17 protein-coding genes are annotated in these 16,515 nt (G+C 62.2%); all 17 read left to right on the top strand.

From position 1 onward, the window contains the following. Positions 1 to 21: 21 nt before the first annotated feature. The 17 genes from NDO48_RS30120 (at position 22) to NDO48_RS30040 (ending at position 16,433) form a co-directional block, all read left to right on the top strand. Complete coding sequence (locus NDO48_RS30120) at positions 22 to 1,068, top strand: arginase family protein (RefSeq protein WP_254300332.1); 1,047 nt, start codon at positions 22 to 24, stop codon at positions 1,066 to 1,068. Positions 1,069 to 1,115: 47 nt separating this feature from the next. Further along, on the top strand, positions 1,116 to 1,733 hold the full coding sequence (locus NDO48_RS30115) for a HupE/UreJ family protein (protein WP_267322174.1): 618 nt from the start codon (positions 1,116 to 1,118) through the stop codon (positions 1,731 to 1,733). A 221-nt stretch (positions 1,734 to 1,954) separates the two neighbouring features. After that, a complete protein-coding gene (locus tag NDO48_RS30110) occupies positions 1,955 to 3,088 on the top strand; it encodes an aminomethyltransferase family protein (RefSeq protein WP_263007830.1) in 1,134 nt (377 codons plus the stop codon). Positions 3,089 to 3,473: 385 nt separating this feature from the next. Beyond that, the gene (locus NDO48_RS30105) at positions 3,474 to 4,628 is read left to right on the top strand and encodes a transporter substrate-binding domain-containing protein (RefSeq protein ID WP_263007829.1); all 1,155 of its coding nucleotides are present in this window, start codon (positions 3,474 to 3,476) and stop codon (positions 4,626 to 4,628) included. 11 nt (positions 4,629 to 4,639) lie between these two features. After that, positions 4,640 to 5,248: an ANTAR domain-containing response regulator gene (locus NDO48_RS30100; RefSeq protein WP_263007833.1), complete on the top strand. Its 609-nt coding sequence runs from the start codon at positions 4,640 to 4,642 to the stop codon at positions 5,246 to 5,248. 538 nt (positions 5,249 to 5,786) lie between these two features. Next, positions 5,787 to 7,034, top strand: a complete 1,248-nt coding sequence (locus NDO48_RS30095) for a transporter substrate-binding domain-containing protein (RefSeq protein ID WP_263007828.1) — start codon at positions 5,787 to 5,789, stop codon at positions 7,032 to 7,034. A gap of 75 nt (positions 7,035 to 7,109) precedes the next feature. Further along, positions 7,110 to 8,000: an urea ABC transporter permease subunit UrtB gene (gene urtB, locus NDO48_RS30090; protein ID WP_263007827.1), complete on the top strand. Its 891-nt coding sequence runs from the start codon at positions 7,110 to 7,112 to the stop codon at positions 7,998 to 8,000. Positions 8,001 to 8,025: 25 nt separating this feature from the next. Next, positions 8,026 to 9,132 carry an urea ABC transporter permease subunit UrtC gene (urtC, locus tag NDO48_RS30085; protein WP_263007826.1) on the top strand — a complete coding sequence of 369 codons (1,107 nt, stop codon included), beginning with the start codon at positions 8,026 to 8,028 and terminating at the stop codon, positions 9,130 to 9,132. Positions 9,133 to 9,135: 3 nt separating this feature from the next. Continuing rightward, positions 9,136 to 9,933 (top strand): urea ABC transporter ATP-binding protein UrtD, encoded by a 798-nt coding sequence (gene urtD / locus NDO48_RS30080; protein ID WP_263007825.1) that lies wholly within the window; start codon positions 9,136 to 9,138, stop codon positions 9,931 to 9,933. After that, complete coding sequence (gene urtE, locus NDO48_RS30075) at positions 9,926 to 10,621, top strand: urea ABC transporter ATP-binding subunit UrtE (RefSeq protein ID WP_263007832.1); 696 nt, start codon at positions 9,926 to 9,928, stop codon at positions 10,619 to 10,621. The genes urtD and urtE overlap by 8 nt, the downstream gene beginning before the upstream one ends. A 72-nt stretch (positions 10,622 to 10,693) precedes the next feature. Then, a complete protein-coding gene (gene ureE, locus NDO48_RS30070; protein ID WP_263007824.1) occupies positions 10,694 to 11,146 on the top strand; it encodes an urease accessory protein UreE in 453 nt (150 codons plus the stop codon). Beyond that, positions 11,143 to 11,826 carry an urease accessory protein UreF gene (locus NDO48_RS30065; RefSeq protein ID WP_263007823.1) on the top strand — a complete coding sequence of 228 codons (684 nt, stop codon included), beginning with the start codon at positions 11,143 to 11,145 and terminating at the stop codon, positions 11,824 to 11,826. The genes ureE and NDO48_RS30065 overlap by 4 nt, the downstream gene beginning before the upstream one ends. Positions 11,827 to 11,841: 15 nt before the next feature. Continuing rightward, positions 11,842 to 12,537 (top strand): urease subunit beta, encoded by a 696-nt coding sequence (locus tag NDO48_RS30060; protein ID WP_263007822.1) that lies wholly within the window; start codon positions 11,842 to 11,844, stop codon positions 12,535 to 12,537. A 14-nt stretch (positions 12,538 to 12,551) separates the two neighbouring features. Next, positions 12,552 to 14,264: an urease subunit alpha gene (gene ureC / locus NDO48_RS30055; RefSeq protein WP_267322175.1), complete on the top strand. Its 1,713-nt coding sequence runs from the start codon at positions 12,552 to 12,554 to the stop codon at positions 14,262 to 14,264. Between the two features lie 4 nt (positions 14,265 to 14,268). Next, positions 14,269 to 14,916 carry an urease accessory protein UreG gene (ureG, locus tag NDO48_RS30050; protein WP_263007817.1) on the top strand — a complete coding sequence of 216 codons (648 nt, stop codon included), beginning with the start codon at positions 14,269 to 14,271 and terminating at the stop codon, positions 14,914 to 14,916. Next, entirely contained in the window at positions 14,913 to 15,791 is an 879-nt protein-coding gene (locus NDO48_RS30045; protein ID WP_263007816.1) for an urease accessory protein UreD, read from the top strand. The genes ureG and NDO48_RS30045 overlap by 4 nt, the downstream gene beginning before the upstream one ends. 39 nt (positions 15,792 to 15,830) lie before the next feature. Continuing rightward, positions 15,831 to 16,433, top strand: a complete 603-nt coding sequence (locus tag NDO48_RS30040; RefSeq protein WP_263007815.1) for a HupE/UreJ family protein — start codon at positions 15,831 to 15,833, stop codon at positions 16,431 to 16,433. The last annotated feature ends 82 nt before the right edge of the window (positions 16,434 to 16,515 follow it).

The raw sequence follows: 16,515 nt of genomic DNA, 5'->3' as shown, positions 1-16,515 counted from the left end.
TCTCAGGGAGGAGATTAAGTCATGAACCCAGCAAAATCCTATGCCCATCTGTTCTCGCCGCTTGGCGGCGACGCCGGCGACAACTACCGGGCGCCCGGCCTGATCACGTTCCTGCGTTCGGCTCACGTGCCGCTGAATGCCGAAGCGCTGAAGGCCTGCGGTGCGAAATACGCCTTCGTCGGCGTGCCGTTCGACGAGGGTAACATCGGCAAGCCCGGCTCGGAGGATGCTCCGCGCGAGTTCCGCCTCATCACGCAGGAGTATTTTTCCTACTGGTTCGAATACAATGTCGACCTGCATGGCAAGGCTGTCGATTGCGGCGACGTTTCGATGCCGAAGGTCAGCCCCGAGGTGGCCCATGAGCGCATCTATCGTGCGGTCCGCGAAGTGCTGAAGTCCGGGCTCATCCCGATCATCTGCGGCGGCGACCGCTCGATTTCGATCACTGCGGCGCGGGCGCTGTCCGACCATATCGGCCCGCAAAAGAAGATGGGCTACATGCATTTCGGCGCGCAGCTCGACATGGCCGACAGCTGGGCCGGCGAGCGCAATCTCGCCCCGTGCGCCATGGCGCGCATCACCGAACTGCCCAATCTCGACATCAGGAATGTCGCGCATCTGGGCGCCCGCAACGCCATGAACCCGAAGGACCATATCGACCTCTCGAAGGAGAGAGGCCTTCAGTACGACTCGATGTTCGACCTGTTCGACGCGGGCATCTACCCGCTGGTCGAGCGTTCGATCGACCGGGTCTGGAGCGGCACCGACGCGCAGTACCTCGGCTTCAATTTCAACGTCATGGATTCGTCGACGGCACCCGGCGTCACTTCGACGGAACCGGGCGGCCTCGAGTCGCGTGAGATGATGCGGATTGTCGACATGATCGCCAAGCGTGGCGGTGTCAGCGTCATCGATCTCACCGAGCTATGCCCGATCTTCGACATCAGCGGCACGGCGGCCCGCCTGGCGGCGTGCGTGATCATGCGCCTGATGGCTTCGCTGGCAGCACAGGATGGCGACGTCATCGACGACAAGCTGCGCCGCACCGATCTGGTCGCCGCCGAATAGACAGCCACTTGGACAAGGCCGGCTGCCGCCGGCCACAGGAGTTGATGGTGAACACGACAACGAACACAACAAAGATCACGCGGTTCGCTGCGGCGGTTGCCGTTGCATATGCCGCGTCGACGATGCCGAGCTACGCGCATTTTCTGCCCGAGGCCGGCGGCCTCGGGGCTGGACTATCTCACCCGCTCTCCGGGCTTGATCATATCCTGGCCATGGCTGGGGTAGGCATCTGGGCCGGGCAGAATGCCGACAACGAGCCGTATTTTCGCTGGCTGCCGCTCGGCTTCGTCATCGGAATGATCGCGGGCGCGGTCTTTGGCATGACCGGGCTGTCGCTTCCCTTTGTCGAACTGGGCATCGCCGGATCGGTGGTGTTGCTGGGCGCGATCGTGGCGCTGGGCAGCCGGGTGCCGTTCGGTGCGGCCTTTGCGATGACGGTTGCCTTCGGCGGCCTGCACGGTTTCGCCCACGGCCAGGAATTGCCGATTGCCAGCAATGCCTTCCTCTATGGGCTGGGGTTTGTCGCTTCGACAGTTGTCCTGCATGCGCTGGGCTTCTCGCTTGCCAGCTTCGTCGCCCGCTTGTCCTGGCGTAGCGCGCTCAAGGTGGGCGGTGGCGGCATCGCCGCCGCAGGCGTCGTCCTGGCAGCCGGTCTGGCCGGCTGATCGGTCGAGCCTATCGATCGGCGGAGCCGGCGCCCAGCCGCCTCCGCCCGGCCTGAGCGTTGGAGGGCGCTCAGGCACATCGCTTCGGCCATACGGCTGAAACCTCCGCATCCTGATCTGTCGCATGCCCTGCAAATGGGAAGCGACGAACGATTGAACTCCCTGGCGCGCGATGCCGCGCCGGTACGAAACCTGTTTGCCAAAATGACCGGAGGAACAAGATGACCTTGAGCTGGCGTTTTACCGCCCTTGGCGATCGTCACCGAGCACTCGGCTCCAATCTCGAGGATTGGAGCGGCATGGGAACAGCCTGGACCTACGACGCCGATCCGTTCGACCAGCACGTCGCGATCCGCACCAGGGCCGGCCTGATGGACGTTTCAGGATTGCGGAAGATGCACCTGATCGGGCCGCACGCGATTGCGATCCTCGAGTACATCACGACCCGCAGTGTGGCCAAGATCCAGCCGGGCCGTTCGGTCTATGCCGCTATCCTCAACGAGCGCGGCCACCTGACCGACGATTGCGTGCTGTATCGCAACGGACCCAACGCCTGGATGCTGGTCAGCGGAACCGGCACGGCGCATGAGGAGATCATCAAGCAGGCCGCCGGGCGCAATTGTGCCGTGCTGTTCGACGACGACCTTCACGATCTATCGCTGCAGGGACCTCTGGCAGTCGATTTCTTGGCCAAACACGTGCCCGGAATCCGCGACCTCAATTATTTCAACCACATCCACACCACGCTGTTCGGCGCTCCGGTGACGATCTCGCGCACGGGCTACACCGGCGAGCGCGGCTACGAGATTTTCGTGCGCGGCCAGGATGCGCGGCTTGTCTGGGATACGATCCTTTCCGAAGGCAAGGATATGGGTATCATCCCGTGCTGCTTCAGCACGCTCGACCTGCTGCGGGTCGAGAGCTACCTGCTGTTTTATCCCTACGACAATTCCCAGATGTACCCGATTGCAGGAGAGCCGGTTGGAGACAGCCTGTGGGAACTCGGCCTCGATTTCACGGTATCGCCTGGCAAGACCGGCTTCCGGGGGGCGGAAGAGCATTATCGCCAGAAGGGCAAGGAGCGGTTCAAGATCTTCGGCATGCTGATCGAGGGCGACCAGATGGCCGATCTCGGCGACGAGGTCTGGGCCGACGGCAAGAAGGTCGGCGTCATCACCTGCCCGTCCTATTCGAAGCTGACCAAGCGATCGATGGCGATCGCCCGTCTCGATGTGCCCTATGCCAAGCAAGGCGTAAAGCTGGAAGTCCGCGGCAAGTCGCTGCGGGCTAACGCGATCGCTCACACGCTGACCTTCGACGATCCGGAAAAGAAAAAACGGACCGCAAAGGGGTAATATCCGAAGATGGTAGCGGGGGATCGATGTGAGCCTGGTGTTGGCAACGCTGGCAACCTCAGGCGGATCCCCCTCGCGAACGCTTCACCAGACGTTGCGGATTGATTGCAGATCCATGTGAGGCTTGGGCTGTGAGGCAAGCAGGACCATCAGTCGAAGGGGCTGGAGCCGTGTGCTCAGGCGACCCGACGGGCAGTGCCGGTTTGGATTGACGGTCCTGACACGTAACGCTGCCCAAGCGCGTTGCCTTTCTTCGGCCGGCAGGATATTTCTATGACACCGGAAACAGTGGCGTTTCCCAAATCTCCCCAAGCAGAATCTGTCCGGCTCACGCTGATGACCGGAGTACTTTGTTTCGGCCTGCTCAATTGGTGGCATAGATCGCATGGCAAATGTCGACTGGCGTATTGGCGTCTTGTTCTCCAGCAGCGGGGTAACTGCTGCGGCCGAGATGGCGGAAGCGAATGCGACACGCCTGGCAACAGAAGAGATCAACGCAGCCGGCGGCGTTCGGGGGCGACCGATCAAGCCTGTTTTTTATGACCCGGAATGTTCTGCCAAGAAATATCAGGAACTCGCCGTTCGTCTTCTCGCCGAGGATGGCATCAAGATCATTTTCGGATGCTATATGTCGTCGGCGCGAAAGGCTGTCCTCCCGGAAATAGAATCCTACCGAGGACTGCTGTTCTACCCAACTTTCTACGAGGGGTTCGAGTACTCGACACGTTGTTTCTACACGGGTTCCTCATCGAACCAGAATGCGGTCCAGCTCGCGCGGTATCTGATAGAGAATTACGGCAAGCGGTTCCTCCTGGTCGGCTCGAACTACGTGTTCCCCTACGAGTACAACCGTGTCGTCATGGATCTTGTGACGAGGGCCAACGGGACCATTCTCGACGAGATCTATGTCCCTGTCGAAGCCGTCCGCAAGGATTTCGACCGGGTCATCAAGCAGATCAAGAAGCTGAAGCCGGACATCGTGGTGTCGACGGTGGTGGGCACCGGCGCGGTCATGCTTTACGAGGCCTACAAAGAGGCCGGCTTTGACGTCGAGACCATGCCGATCGCGAGCCTGACGACAACCGAAGCCGAAGTTGCCGAGATGGCGCCCGAGGTTGCTGCGGGGCATCTGACTTCGGCGTCGTTCTTCGAAACTCTGGACACGCCACAGGCGCGGCGGTTTGTTTCCGCCTACAAAAAACGCTTCGGCCCCAATGCTCCTGTCACGGCAGGCGCCGAGGCCGCCTATTTTCAGGTTCATCTCTACGCCAATGCTCTGGAATTGGCCGGTACGGATGAGCCTGAGGCTTTGGCCAAACACTTGGCCGGGCTGGAATTCGATGCGCCGCAAGGCCGCATACGGATTGACCCCGATAATCACCACACAGAACTCTGGTCACGGATCGGGCGTGTCAATTCGGAGGGCAAGTTCGACGTCATCTGGCAATCCGAAACGAGAGTCAGGCCGGATCCTTACTTCGTCACCGCGTCATTCGATGATTGGATGAGCAAACCACATCAGCTGCAACGCAAAGCATAGTGGATCGTTCGGTGCCAGCCAGGATACTCCAGGACCTGAAAGGCTTGCGCGTTCAAGTCATCCATCCGCCGGACTCGGAGGGATTGGCATTGATCGAGCATCTTCGCCGCATTGGCTGCAGCTGTGAGACGACCTGGCCTCTGCCTGATGCCATAAGCCCCTCGGCGGTGGTGGTCCTGGTTTCGATCGAGCAGGAGAACCGGGAAAAGATCCTGCGCCTGTTTCGACCGGTGCAGCCGTCCGACCCCGCCTTGCTGGCGGTGGTCACCTACGAAGACCCAAGCACACTTCAGGTGGTCCTGGAATGCGGTGCGCTGGCAGTCATCGAGCGGCCGATCCGCCCGTTCGGCTTACTGACCAACCTGACGATCGCACGCGCGCTTTGGCTGGAGCGACAGAATGCGGGCAAGAGAATCCGCAAGCTCGAACGAAAGCTGGCCGGAAACAATCGGATCTTGCGGGCCAAGAGTATTCTGATGGAAACACAAGGGCTTAGCGAGCATGATGCCTACGAAAACATTCGTCGGCAGGCGATGGCAAAGCGCGTTCCGATGGACGATCTGGCGAGTGCGATCATCAATGCACATGAGCTCTTGACCTTCAAAGAGATGCGTGACTAGAATGAAAAATAATTGACGCCGGGTGAAGCCTGAGCGTCGATCCGGTGCGAGACAAGGTCGTCAGCACTGACAGGCTGTGTAGCCCGCAAGACTCCTGAACGGAGTTGGCGGGTTTTTTTGTTTTCGGCTGTTCCCGACAGGGCCGTTGGCAGCCGTTGGTTCAGTTTACAGCTATTCCCGACGCTCATTGGTCAGCGCGTGCGAACGCGTGCGCGGCATTGCTTTGGCCAAAGTCGGATACCTGTTTCGGCGTCATGCGTGCCGGATCGTCAGTCAAGCGTTCGTTCGTCTGAAAAGGGATGTCTGTAGTAATAGTAAATAACAAGAAAATAAAACCAAATTCTTATCGCGTGTGTTCCGCAACTATTTCGGAGAAGTGAATGGTATGATTTGGAGTTAAGCTTTCTAAATATCAGGAGGAGCGAAAAAATACTGAATAAGTTTTGATTATTACATCGTTCTAATACACGTTCTGCACGGCCGCGAATGGGGCGGCTTCCTAAAAATAAATCGCACATAGATGCGAACAGGAGGAACAATGAAGAACCAAGATCGACGTACGTTTCTTAAAGCATCGGGTCTTGCGGCTGTCGGACTGGCAGCTCCGGCGATCCTGCGTCTCGGGGGCAAGGCCTGGGCGGCAAATGAGATTCCCGTCGGCATCATGTATTCGCTGACGGGCACCACGGCGATCGTCGAGAAATCGATGAACCAATGCGCCCAGATGGCGATTGCCGAAATCAACGCCAAGGGTGGCGTTCTTGGCCGCCAGCTGCGTGCCATCATCGAAGACCCGGCATCCGAGCCGCGCATATACAGCGAAAAGGCGCGCAAGCTCACGATCGAAGACCAGGTTCCCGTGATCTTCGGCTGCTACACCACAGCCAGCCGCAAGGCTGTCCTGCCGGTCGTGGAGCGGCGCAAGGGCCTGCTGGTCTGGCCGACCTGGTACGAGGGCGAGGAGTGCTCCAAAAACGTGCTCTACGCCGGCTCGGCAGTGCCCAACCAGCAGCTGGAAAATTCCCTGCCGTGGCTGAAAAAGAGCCTCGGCAAGAACAAGGTCTTCATCGTTGGCTCCGACTATGCCTTTCCCCGCGGGATGGCAAAGACCTCGAAGACGATCTGCCAAAGGATCGGCATGGAGGTTGTCGGCGACGAATACCTCCCGCTCGGGCATACCGAATGGGCGTCCATGGTCTCGAAGATCGGTTCGAGCGGCGCAGACGTCATCTTCTCCAACGTCGTGGGCGACTCCATCGTTGCCTTCTACCGGGAGCTGCGCAACCAGGGCTACGACTTCGACAAGCTGCCTTTGTGTTCTTCGACGACAACCGAAGTCGAGATCAAGGCGATGGGTCCTGAATACGCGCTGGGAAGCTATGTTTCGCTGCCCTATTTCCAGACCGTCGACACACCGCAGAACAAGGTTTTCGTCGAGGCATTCAAGGCCTACGCCGGAGCCGACGCTGTAACCCACGCGGCGATGGAGGCGGTGTATATCGGCGTCAACATGTGGGCAATGGCGGCAGAAAAGGCCGGTGATCTCGCGCCGGAGGCCATTGTTGCCAGTGTTGGCGGCCTGTCCTTCGACGCGCCGCAGGGCAAGGTCACGGTCGATCCCGACAACCTGCACAGCTACCTGACGCCGCGCATCGGCAAGACCCGTGCGGACGGCCTGCTCGACGTAGTCGATCAGTATGCCGAGCCGCTTGTGCCGCTGCCGTACTCGAGTGTCGGCGAGACGGCCGAGAAGCGGGTCTGCGCGACAAGCGGGGCGACCCTCTAGTCCTCGATCAGCCAGCTTTGCCGGCGCGGATGCTCGCGCCGGCACGATCCCTCGACAGACGCGGATGAAAGCGGCATGGAAACATTTGTCATCGGCCTGAGTATCGCATCGATACTTTTCATGGTCGCCCTTGGCCTGGCGATAATCTACGGCACCATGAACGTCATCAACCTGGCCCATGGCGAGATGGTGATGATCGGGGCCTACACCACGGTCCTGGCGACCAAGCACCTTGGCTTCAACATCTATCTCTGCCTGCCGCTGGCGTTCCTGGTGACAGCGACCTTCGGGCTGATCATCGAGCGAACAGTCGTTCGCAGGCTCTACGGGCGGCTGCTCGACACCTTGCTGGCAACCTGGGGCATTGCGCTCATACTGCAGCAACTCATCCGAATTCACTTTGGGCTCGGGCTCTTCGGCATCGAGATCGATGGCCTCGGCTCGGACCTTCAGAACGTCCCTGTTCCAGCCGAACTGCAGCAGGCCATACGTGTCTTCGGCGCCAACATACCGGTCTACCGAGCCTTCGTGTTCGTGGCCGCCCTGGCGTTGGGCGCTATCAGTTGGCTGCTGATCTTCAGGACGCGATTTGGCAGCCAGCTTCGGGCCGTTTCGGTTGCCAGGAATACTGCGGCGGCCTGCGGTATCAACGACAAGCGCGTCAATATGCTGGCGTTCGCCTATGGCTCCGGACTTGCGGGCATTGCGGGCGTGCTGGTGTCGGGTTTCAAGACCGTGTCACCCGACATGGGAACGCCTTATGTCGTCGATGCCTTTCTCGTTGTCGTCGCCGGCGGCGTTGGCCATCTGCTCGGCACCTTCGCCTCGGCAGGCATTCTCGGCGAAGTCCAGAGCTTCGTCGCCACCTGGGCAAACGACGTCTACGGGCGAACGGTCCTGTTCACCGTCGTGATCCTCATTCTCCTCTTCAAGCCTCAGGGCCTCTTCGTCACCAAGAGCCGCTGAGCTTGGCTGCAACATGGACGAGCGCATGACATACCGCACCGCTTCCATAATCGCATACATAGTGTTCTTCGCCGTTGTGCTTGCGCTTCCGCTCGTGCTCAACAGCTTCTGGACCAACCGTGTCGCGACTTACCTTGTCTATTCGATCTGTGCGATCGGCATCAGCATGTCGTGGGGCTATGCCGGCATCCTGAGCCTCGGCCAGGGACTTTTTTTCGGCATGGGCGCTTACATGCTGGCGATGTCGCTGACCCTGGCCGTACCGGAAAACAATCCGGTACCGCAACTCATGCTTCTCAACATGGAGCCGGATGCTGTCCGCGATCTATGTTGCGTCACCACCGGATCGTTCCTGTGGATTCCATTTCGATCCATCACGGTCGGCATGATTGCTGCGATCGTCGTGCCGTGCGTACTGGCTGCCGCGATCGGCTATGTCATGTTCAAGCGACGGACGACCGGCGTCTATGTCAGCATCATCACGCTGGCCTTCGCCTTGATCGGCCAGTTGCTGATCATCAACAACCAGCCGCTCACCGGCGGCTTCAACGGCCTCGCCAACCTTGCGCTGCTGGAAATTGGCGGCTTTGAATTCGACCCCTACGGCCCAAGCGCGTACTACACCGTCGCGCTCACGCTCCTCGCGGTGATCCTCCTGGCCCGCTACATGCTGTCGGGGCGGATAGGCCAGGTCCTCAAGGCCATTCGCGAGGACGAAGCGCGCGCCCGCTACCTCGGCTACGACGTCGAGAATTACAAGCTCTTCATCTTCTGCGTTTCGGCCGGTGTCGCCGGCCTGGCGGGAATGCTGTTCACCCTGACCTCCGAATTCGCCACGCCGTCGCTGATGGCGACGTCATTGAGCATCTCGATGGTGATCTGGGCTGCGACAGGTGGCCGTGCATCCCTGCTCGGCGCCTGTATCGGCGCTCTGATCGTCAATTTCGTCGGCTCCCTTGCCAGCGAAAGCGCCACCTTCCAGCCGGTCTGGCCGATCATTTTGGGTCTGCTTTTTGTCTTCGTCGTTCTGTTCATGCCGAACGGGATTGCCGGGATATTCAAGGCTTTGGTCGAACGCTCCGGCAAGGCCGAGCGCTTTGCCGAGGCCGAACTGTCCGCAAGGGAGGCATGATTGATGAATGCCCTTCACAGGCCATCTCGAACTGCGGCACTGGCATCAGCTGCCCCCATCCTGCGGACGCAGAATCTGACGGTGAGGTTCGACGAATTTCCCGCCGTTCGCGACGTCGATCTGTCGATCGCCGATGGCGAACTCAGGGTGATCATCGGCGCCAATGGTGCCGGGAAGTCGACCTTGCTCGACCTCCTTTGCGGCAAGACGCTGCCGTCCGAGGGCGAGATCTGGCTGCATGACCGCAACATCACCGGCATCGGCGAGGCTGCCATTGCAAGGAGCGGCGTCGGCCGCAAGTTCCAGACGCCAACGGTTTTCAAGGACATGACCGTGCTGGAAAACCTGCAGGTTGCCAGCAACCGCAGGGTCCGTGTTTTCCAGAACCTGTTCGAACGGGTGAAGCCCAGGCCAAGCGACAGGGAGGTCGCCGTCGCAGAAAGGACCGGGTTGCTCGGTTCGATGAAGCGCAAGGCATCGGAACTGTCGCACGGTCAACTGCAATGGCTCGAACTGGCAATGGTCCTGAGCCAGGACCCCAAGATCATTCTCCTCGACGAGCCCGCCGCAGGGATGACCTCGGCCGAAACCGACAAGACGGCCGAGTTGCTGCTCGACCTTGCGGGCCAACACACGGTGCTGGTGATCGAACACGACATGGCATTCGTCCGCCGCATCTGCCGGACCATTACCGTGATGCACCAGGGATCAGTACTTGCCGAGGGAACCGCGGAGGAGATCGAACGCAACCCCGCGGTCATCGAGGCCTATCTTGGATCGGCGACGCTCAGCCATGCTTAAATTCAAAGACCTCAACGTGTTCTACGGAACCAGCCACATCATCCACGATCTCAATCTTGAAATCCGCAAGGGCGAGGTTTTCTGCATCATGGGGCGCAACGGTGTGGGCAAGACGACCCTGTTGCGCAGCCTGCTCGGCATCACCGTGCAGACCAAGGGCGCGATCGAATTCGAAGGTACCGAGATCAGCCGGGACCTTACCTATGAACGTGCGCGGCGCGGCATCGGTTATGTGCCCCAGGGGCGTGAAATCGTGCCAGGGCTCAGCGTGCTCGACAATATCCTGCTTGGCTGCAACGCGCGGGCGGATCGCCAGATGTCGGTCCCTCCCTTGGTCTGGACCCTGTTTCCCTTCTTGAAAGATCATCTGAACCGACGTGGCACCAACCTTTCCGGCGGCCAGCAGCAGCAACTGGCGATTGCCCGGGCACTCGCCACGGATCCAAGCATTCTTGTCCTTGATGAACCGACTGAGGGCATCCAGCCAAACATAGTCGAGCATATCGAAAAAGCGATCATGTCGCTCAACCGGGATCATGGGCTGACCATCATCCTCGTCGAGCAGAAGATACGCTTTGCGCGTACCGCTGCGCATCGATTTGCCATCCTCGAAAAGGGACAAATCGCGGCAGCCGGCGAAACTGCCGACCTCAGCAACGAGCTGATCCACAAGCATATGAGCCTGTAGAGCCGAAGTGGCTTTGGTGGTCGGGATATCCGATGGCACCGACGAGTGGTCTAGCGCAGAAAGGATTTTGAGATGCTGCGAGTTGAAAGCGTTGTAGGCAGCCGAAGCGATCCGGGCTTGCACGAGGCCATCCACCATCTCGAACATCACCATGCGGTCGAGTTCGTGACGGTTGCGGCCGGCGATCTCGACCGGCGGCGGCTGATGGCGCGGACGGACAAGGGCGAGGAGGTGGCGATCACCTTGCCGCGCGACCAGAAGCTGCACGATGGTGCCGTGCTTGTGCTCGACGACCATCGCGCGGTGATAGTCAGGGCCGGCGAGCAGCGCTGGCTGAGGATCACGCCGCACTCGGCCAGCGATGCGCTGGAACTCGGCTATCACGCCGGCAATCTCCACTGGCGGGTGCGTTTCGACGGTGAGGATCTTCTGGTGGCGCAGGACGGGCCCGCCTCGGCCTATGCCGCGCGCATCGAGCCGTTGATTTCCGGCGGTCGGGTCAAGCTGAGCGAGGAGGCCGAATGAGCCTTTCCGCAACGAACCTGCTCGTCGCCCTGCAGCATGCCGACGGGCAATTCCCATCAGGCGGCTTTGCCTTTTCGCAAGGGCTCGAGGCATCGTCATCGCTGGCCGACCGGTTGGGCGTGTTCGAATTCGCCGATTTCGTCGACACCCAGATCCGCCACCGCTGGGCCGATGCGGACCGTGTCGCGCTGGTGCGGGCGTATCGGCTTGCCGGCGATCTCGACGCGCTTGCCGAACTGGACCGCGAGGTCGAGGCCTCGACCTTCGTGGAGGGGCTGCGGTCGGGCTCGCGCCGCAACGGCACGGCCCTCCTGACCACCCATGGGCGCCTGGGAACCAAGGGGGCGACTGCCTATCGCGGAATGGTCCGTTATGGCAGCGCCTGCGGCCACCTCGCCGTCGTCCAGGGCCTTGTGTGGCAGGCGCTTGGCCTCGACGAGGCGACGGCCGTTGCGATCGGCGGCTACCAGATGGTCGCCTCGCTGGCGACGGCTGCGGTGCGGCTCGGCCTGATCGGGGCCATCGACGCGCAGGCTTCGATGGCCCGGGCACTACCCGCGATCGAAGCCGCGGCCTGCAGGCCGGTCGCGGATGGCGAGGCGCTGCGTTCGTTCACGCCGCTTTGCGAGATCGCAGTCGCCATGCACGGCACGTCCGGCCAGCGCCTGTTTTCCAATTGATGAGGAGCGCACGCCATGTTGCTTACCCCGACCGAACTTGAACGCCTGACCATCTACACGGCGGCCGAACTTGCGCGCAAACGCCGGGCCAAAGGCTTGTCGCTCAACTACCCCGAAGCCGTCGCGATCATCTCCGACGAGATTCTCGAAGGCGCCAGGGAAGGGCGCTCGGTCGCCGAGATGATGTCGTTCGGCTCCGCCATCTTGACCCAGGCCGACGTCATGCCAGGGGTGGCGGCGATGTTGCCGATGTTGCAGATCGAGGCGACGTTCCGCGACGGCACCAAGCTGGTCACCGTGCATGAGCCGCTGCGGCCGGCAGCCGGTGCCGTTGCCGACGATCTCGAACCCGGCGCGATCATCACCGAAGACGGCGAGATCGAGCTGAATGCCGGCCGCCGCAAGCTGACGCTGAAGGTGGTCAACACCGGCGACCGTCCGGTGCAGATCGGCAGCCACTACCACTTCTTCGAGGTCAACAAGGCGCTCGACTTCGACCGCGCGGCTGCCTTCGGCATGCGGCTCGACATTGCCGCGGGCACGGCGGTGCGTTTCGAGCCGGGGCAGGAGAAGGACGTGCCGCTCACCACTTTCGGCGGGCAGCAACAGCTCTCCGGCCTCAACGGGCTGTCGAACGGCTCGGCCGACGATGCGGCGGTCAAGGCCGCTGCCCTTGATAACGCCCGCGCCCGCGGCTTCCGCGGCGCCTGAGGGGAGGAACGACCATGGCAACACTGTCACGCCGCGACTATGCGGCAATGTATGGCCCGACCACCGGCGACGGCTTTCGCCTCGGCGACACCTCGCTCGTCGCCGTCGTCGAGAAGGATTTCGCCGTCTATGGCGACGAATGCCTGCATGGCGGCGGCAAGACCTTGCGCGACGGAGCCGGCCTTGCCGCCGGCGTCACCAGTGCCGAGGGCGCGCTCGACTTCCTGTTGTGCAATGTCACCGTGATCGATGCCGTGGTCGGCATCGTCAAGGGCGATCTCGGGATCAGGGACGGCAAGATCGTCGGCATCGGCAAGGCCGGCAATCCGGCGATCATGGACGGTGTCGATCCGCGCCTGATCGTCTCCGCGGCAACCACGGTGCGCGACTGCGAGGGCCTGATCGCCACCGCCGGCGCGCTCGACGTGCATGTCCATTTCGACAGCGCGCAATTGTGCGAGCATGCCATTGCCTCGGGCATCACCACCATGCTCGGCGGTTCGCTCGGGCCGATCACCGTCGGCATCGATTGCGGCGGCCCGTTCAATGTCGGCAAGATGCTTCAGGCGGCGGAAGAATGGCCGATCAATTTCGGCTTTCTCGGCCGCGGCAATTCGCACAAGCCGGCCTCGCTGGTCGAGCAGATCGAGACCGGTTGCCTTGGCCTCAAGCTGCACGAGGACTGGGGCACCATGCCGGCCTCGATCGACACCTGCCTGACGGTGGCCGACCAGCTCGATTTCCCGGTCCAGATCCATACCGACACGCTGAACGAATCCGGCTTCCTCGAGGACACGCTCGCCGCCATCAACGGTCGCACCATCCACATGTACCACACCGAAGGTGCCGGCGGCGGCCACGCCCCGGACATCATCAGCGTCGCCGGCGTGCCGTGGTGCCTGCCGTCCTCGACCAACCCGACCAATCCCTACACCGTCAACACCTTCGACGAACACCTCGACATGACGATGGTCTGCCATCACCTCAACCCGGCCATTCCCGAGGATGTCGCCTTTGCCGAAAGCCGCATCCGCGCCCAGACCATCGCCGCCGAGGATATCCTGCACGATATCGGCGCGATCTCAATGCTCGGCTCCGACAGCCAGGGCATGGGCCGCATCAACGAGGTGATCTGCCGCACCTGGCAACTCGCCGACAAGATGAAGAAGCAGCGCGGCCGCCTGCCAGAGGAGGCGACGCGCTTCGGCGACAACGAACGCATCAAGCGCTACGTCGCCAAATACACCATCAATGCAGCCCGCACCTTCGGCATCGCCGCGCATGTCGGTTCGCTCGAAGACGGCAAGATGGCCGACATCGTGATCTGGCGGCCGGCTTTCTTCGGCATCAAGCCAGAGCTCGTCATCAAGGGCGGCTTCATCGCCTGGGGTGCCATGGGCGACAGCGCCGCGTCGCTGATGACCTGCGAGCCGCTGTTGCTGCGCCCGCAATGGGGCGCCTTCGGACGCGCCAAGCAGGCGCTCTCGGCCTGCTTCGTAAATCCGCTCGCCATCGACCGGGGCCTTGCCGCGACGCTCGATCTGAAGAAGGCGCTGCTGCCCTCGCGCGGCAATCGCGGCCTCACGAAGAAGGACATGCTGCACAACGATGCCTGCCCCAACATCCGCGTCGATCCGCAGACCTTCGATGTCTTTGTCGATGGCGAATTGGCCACCTGCGAGCCGGCGCATGAGCTGCCGCTGACCCAACGCTACATGCTGAGGTGATATCATGGACGTCAGGACTTCTTCCTTTGCACCGTCGGCCTCGCGCGTCGGGGCTGCCCGCATCGGCATCGGCGGACCCGTCGGTTCCGGCAAGACGGCACTGATCGAACGGCTGATCCCGGCCTTTGCCGAGCGCGGCGTGTCGCTGGCGATCGTCACCAACGATCTGGTGACGGCCGAGGATGCCGAACGCATTCGGCGCTCCGGCCTGATCGATCCGGCGCGTGTCGCAGCCGTCGAGGCGGGCGCCTGTCCGCACACCGTCATCCGCGAGGATCCGACGCTCAACATCGCCGCCGCCGACGATCTGGAAGTGCTGTTTCCCGATGTCGAGCTGATCCTCATCGAGAGCGGCGGCGACAATCTCGCCTCGACCTTCTCGCTCGATCTTGTCGACTGGTGGATGTTCGTCATCGACGTTGCCGGCGGCGACGACATTCCGCGCAAGAAGGGCCCCGGCGTCCTCAAATGCGACCTGCTGGTGGTCAACAAGACCGATCTCGCCCCCCATGTCGGCGTCGATCTCGCGTCGATGGCAGCGCAAGCCGCCACCGCGCGGGCTGGCCGGCCGATGGCGCTCACCAATTGCCGCAGCAATGACGGGGTCGACGCGATTGCCGACCGCATCGTCTCGGACGTGTTGTTCAGATGACGAGCCATTGGCCCCAACCGCGTACCGCTCACGTCCTGGTACAGCCGCGCCAGGCCGAGGCACGCTGTGGCCGTTTCGAGCTCGCCTTCTCCCGTCATGGGCCGCGCACCCATCTGGGCCGCCAGTTCGTGTGCTACCCGTTCCACATGACACGGCCGTTCGCGCTCGATAGGGCCATTCCGTCGCTGCTGACGGTCTATCAGCAATCCTCCTCGGGGGGCCTCTATCGCGACGACAGGCTGACGAGCCGCTACGAGCTCGGCGCCGGTGCGGCAGCCCATGTCACCACCCAGGCGGCAACCGTGGTGCATGATTGCCACGGCCAGCCGGCGCACCAGGAGACCGAGATTGTCCTGGAAGAGCACGCGTTCCTGGCCTTGACGCCCGATCCGCTGGTGCTGTTTCCCGGCGCATCCAGTTCAAGCACAGTGCGGGCCAGGCTCGCACCCGGCGCCGTACTGCTACTGTCCGATGCCTTTACCTGCCACGATCCGGAGGGGCGCTTGCGTTGCTTCGACCGGCTTGGCTCCGATGTCTCGATCCGCGACGCCGCGGGCCGGCTGCTCGTGCGGGACAATCTCGAAGTCAGCGGCGCGCATCTCGCAGGGCCGGCTTCGCCCATCGGCGGCTGGAAGGTCGTGTCCAACTTCATGCTGCTGGGCGATCCCACCCGGCTTCCGACGGCCGAAGCGCTTGTGGCGCTGAACGACATGGCCTCGGCGATCTTAGGGGTGAGCACACTTGCCAATGGGGCGGGCTTTGGCCTGCGCTGCCTGGCGGCCGATGCGATCGCCGCCCGCAGCATGGGCGAAAGCCTTTTCGAGCTCGCCGTGGCCGCGGCCTTCGGCATCCGGCCCGTGCCACGACGCAAATGACAATCGCACTCACATCGCAACCGTGAAGGAAAGCCGATCATGAACAGCAAGTCTCTCGCCAGGTCCGCCGCGCTGGCCGCCTTCGCCCTGGCGCCCAGCCTCGCCAACGCCCATACCGGCCTCGGCCATGTCGAGGGCTTTACCCATGGCTTTGTCCATCCGCTGGGCGGGCTCGACCACGTCCTTGCCATGGTCATGGTCGGCCTGTTTGCGTCGCAACTGGCCGGCCGGGCCCGCTGGCTGGTGCCGGCGAGTTTCGTATCGGTGATGGTGCTGGGCGGCGCACTTGGCCTGGCCGGCATTGCCGTGCCTTTCGTCGAGCTCGGCATCGGCCTGTCCATCGTCGTTCTCGGCGGCGTTGTCGCCTTCAACCTGCGCGCCGGAGTGGCGGCCGCCATGGCGCTGGTCGGCTTCTTTGCGGTCTTCCACGGCTATGCCCACGGCGCCGAGATGCCGGAGAGCGTCAGCGGCCTGGCCTATGGCCTGGGCTTTGTGCTGGCGACCGCGATGCTGCATGCGGCGGGCCTTGGCTTCGGCTTGCTGCTCGATGGCAGGAGCGGGGCGAGGGGGGCGCTTTTTGTTCGTTCGCTCGGCGCAGTGGCAGCCGTCGCCGGTGTCGGCGTGGTGACCGGTCTCGTCTGAGACCGATGAAGCCATCTGCTGCTCCGCGAGCGCAGCAGCATGCATATGCCCAACAGCATGAGGTGCCTGGATGAGTACTTCA

Source organism: Aminobacter sp. MET-1 (assembly GCF_026521175.1).
Lineage (GTDB): Bacteria > Pseudomonadota > Alphaproteobacteria > Rhizobiales > Rhizobiaceae > Aminobacter.
The sequence above is the reverse complement of the archived record's forward strand: the minus strand, read 5'-3'. Positions and strand labels throughout refer to the sequence as shown.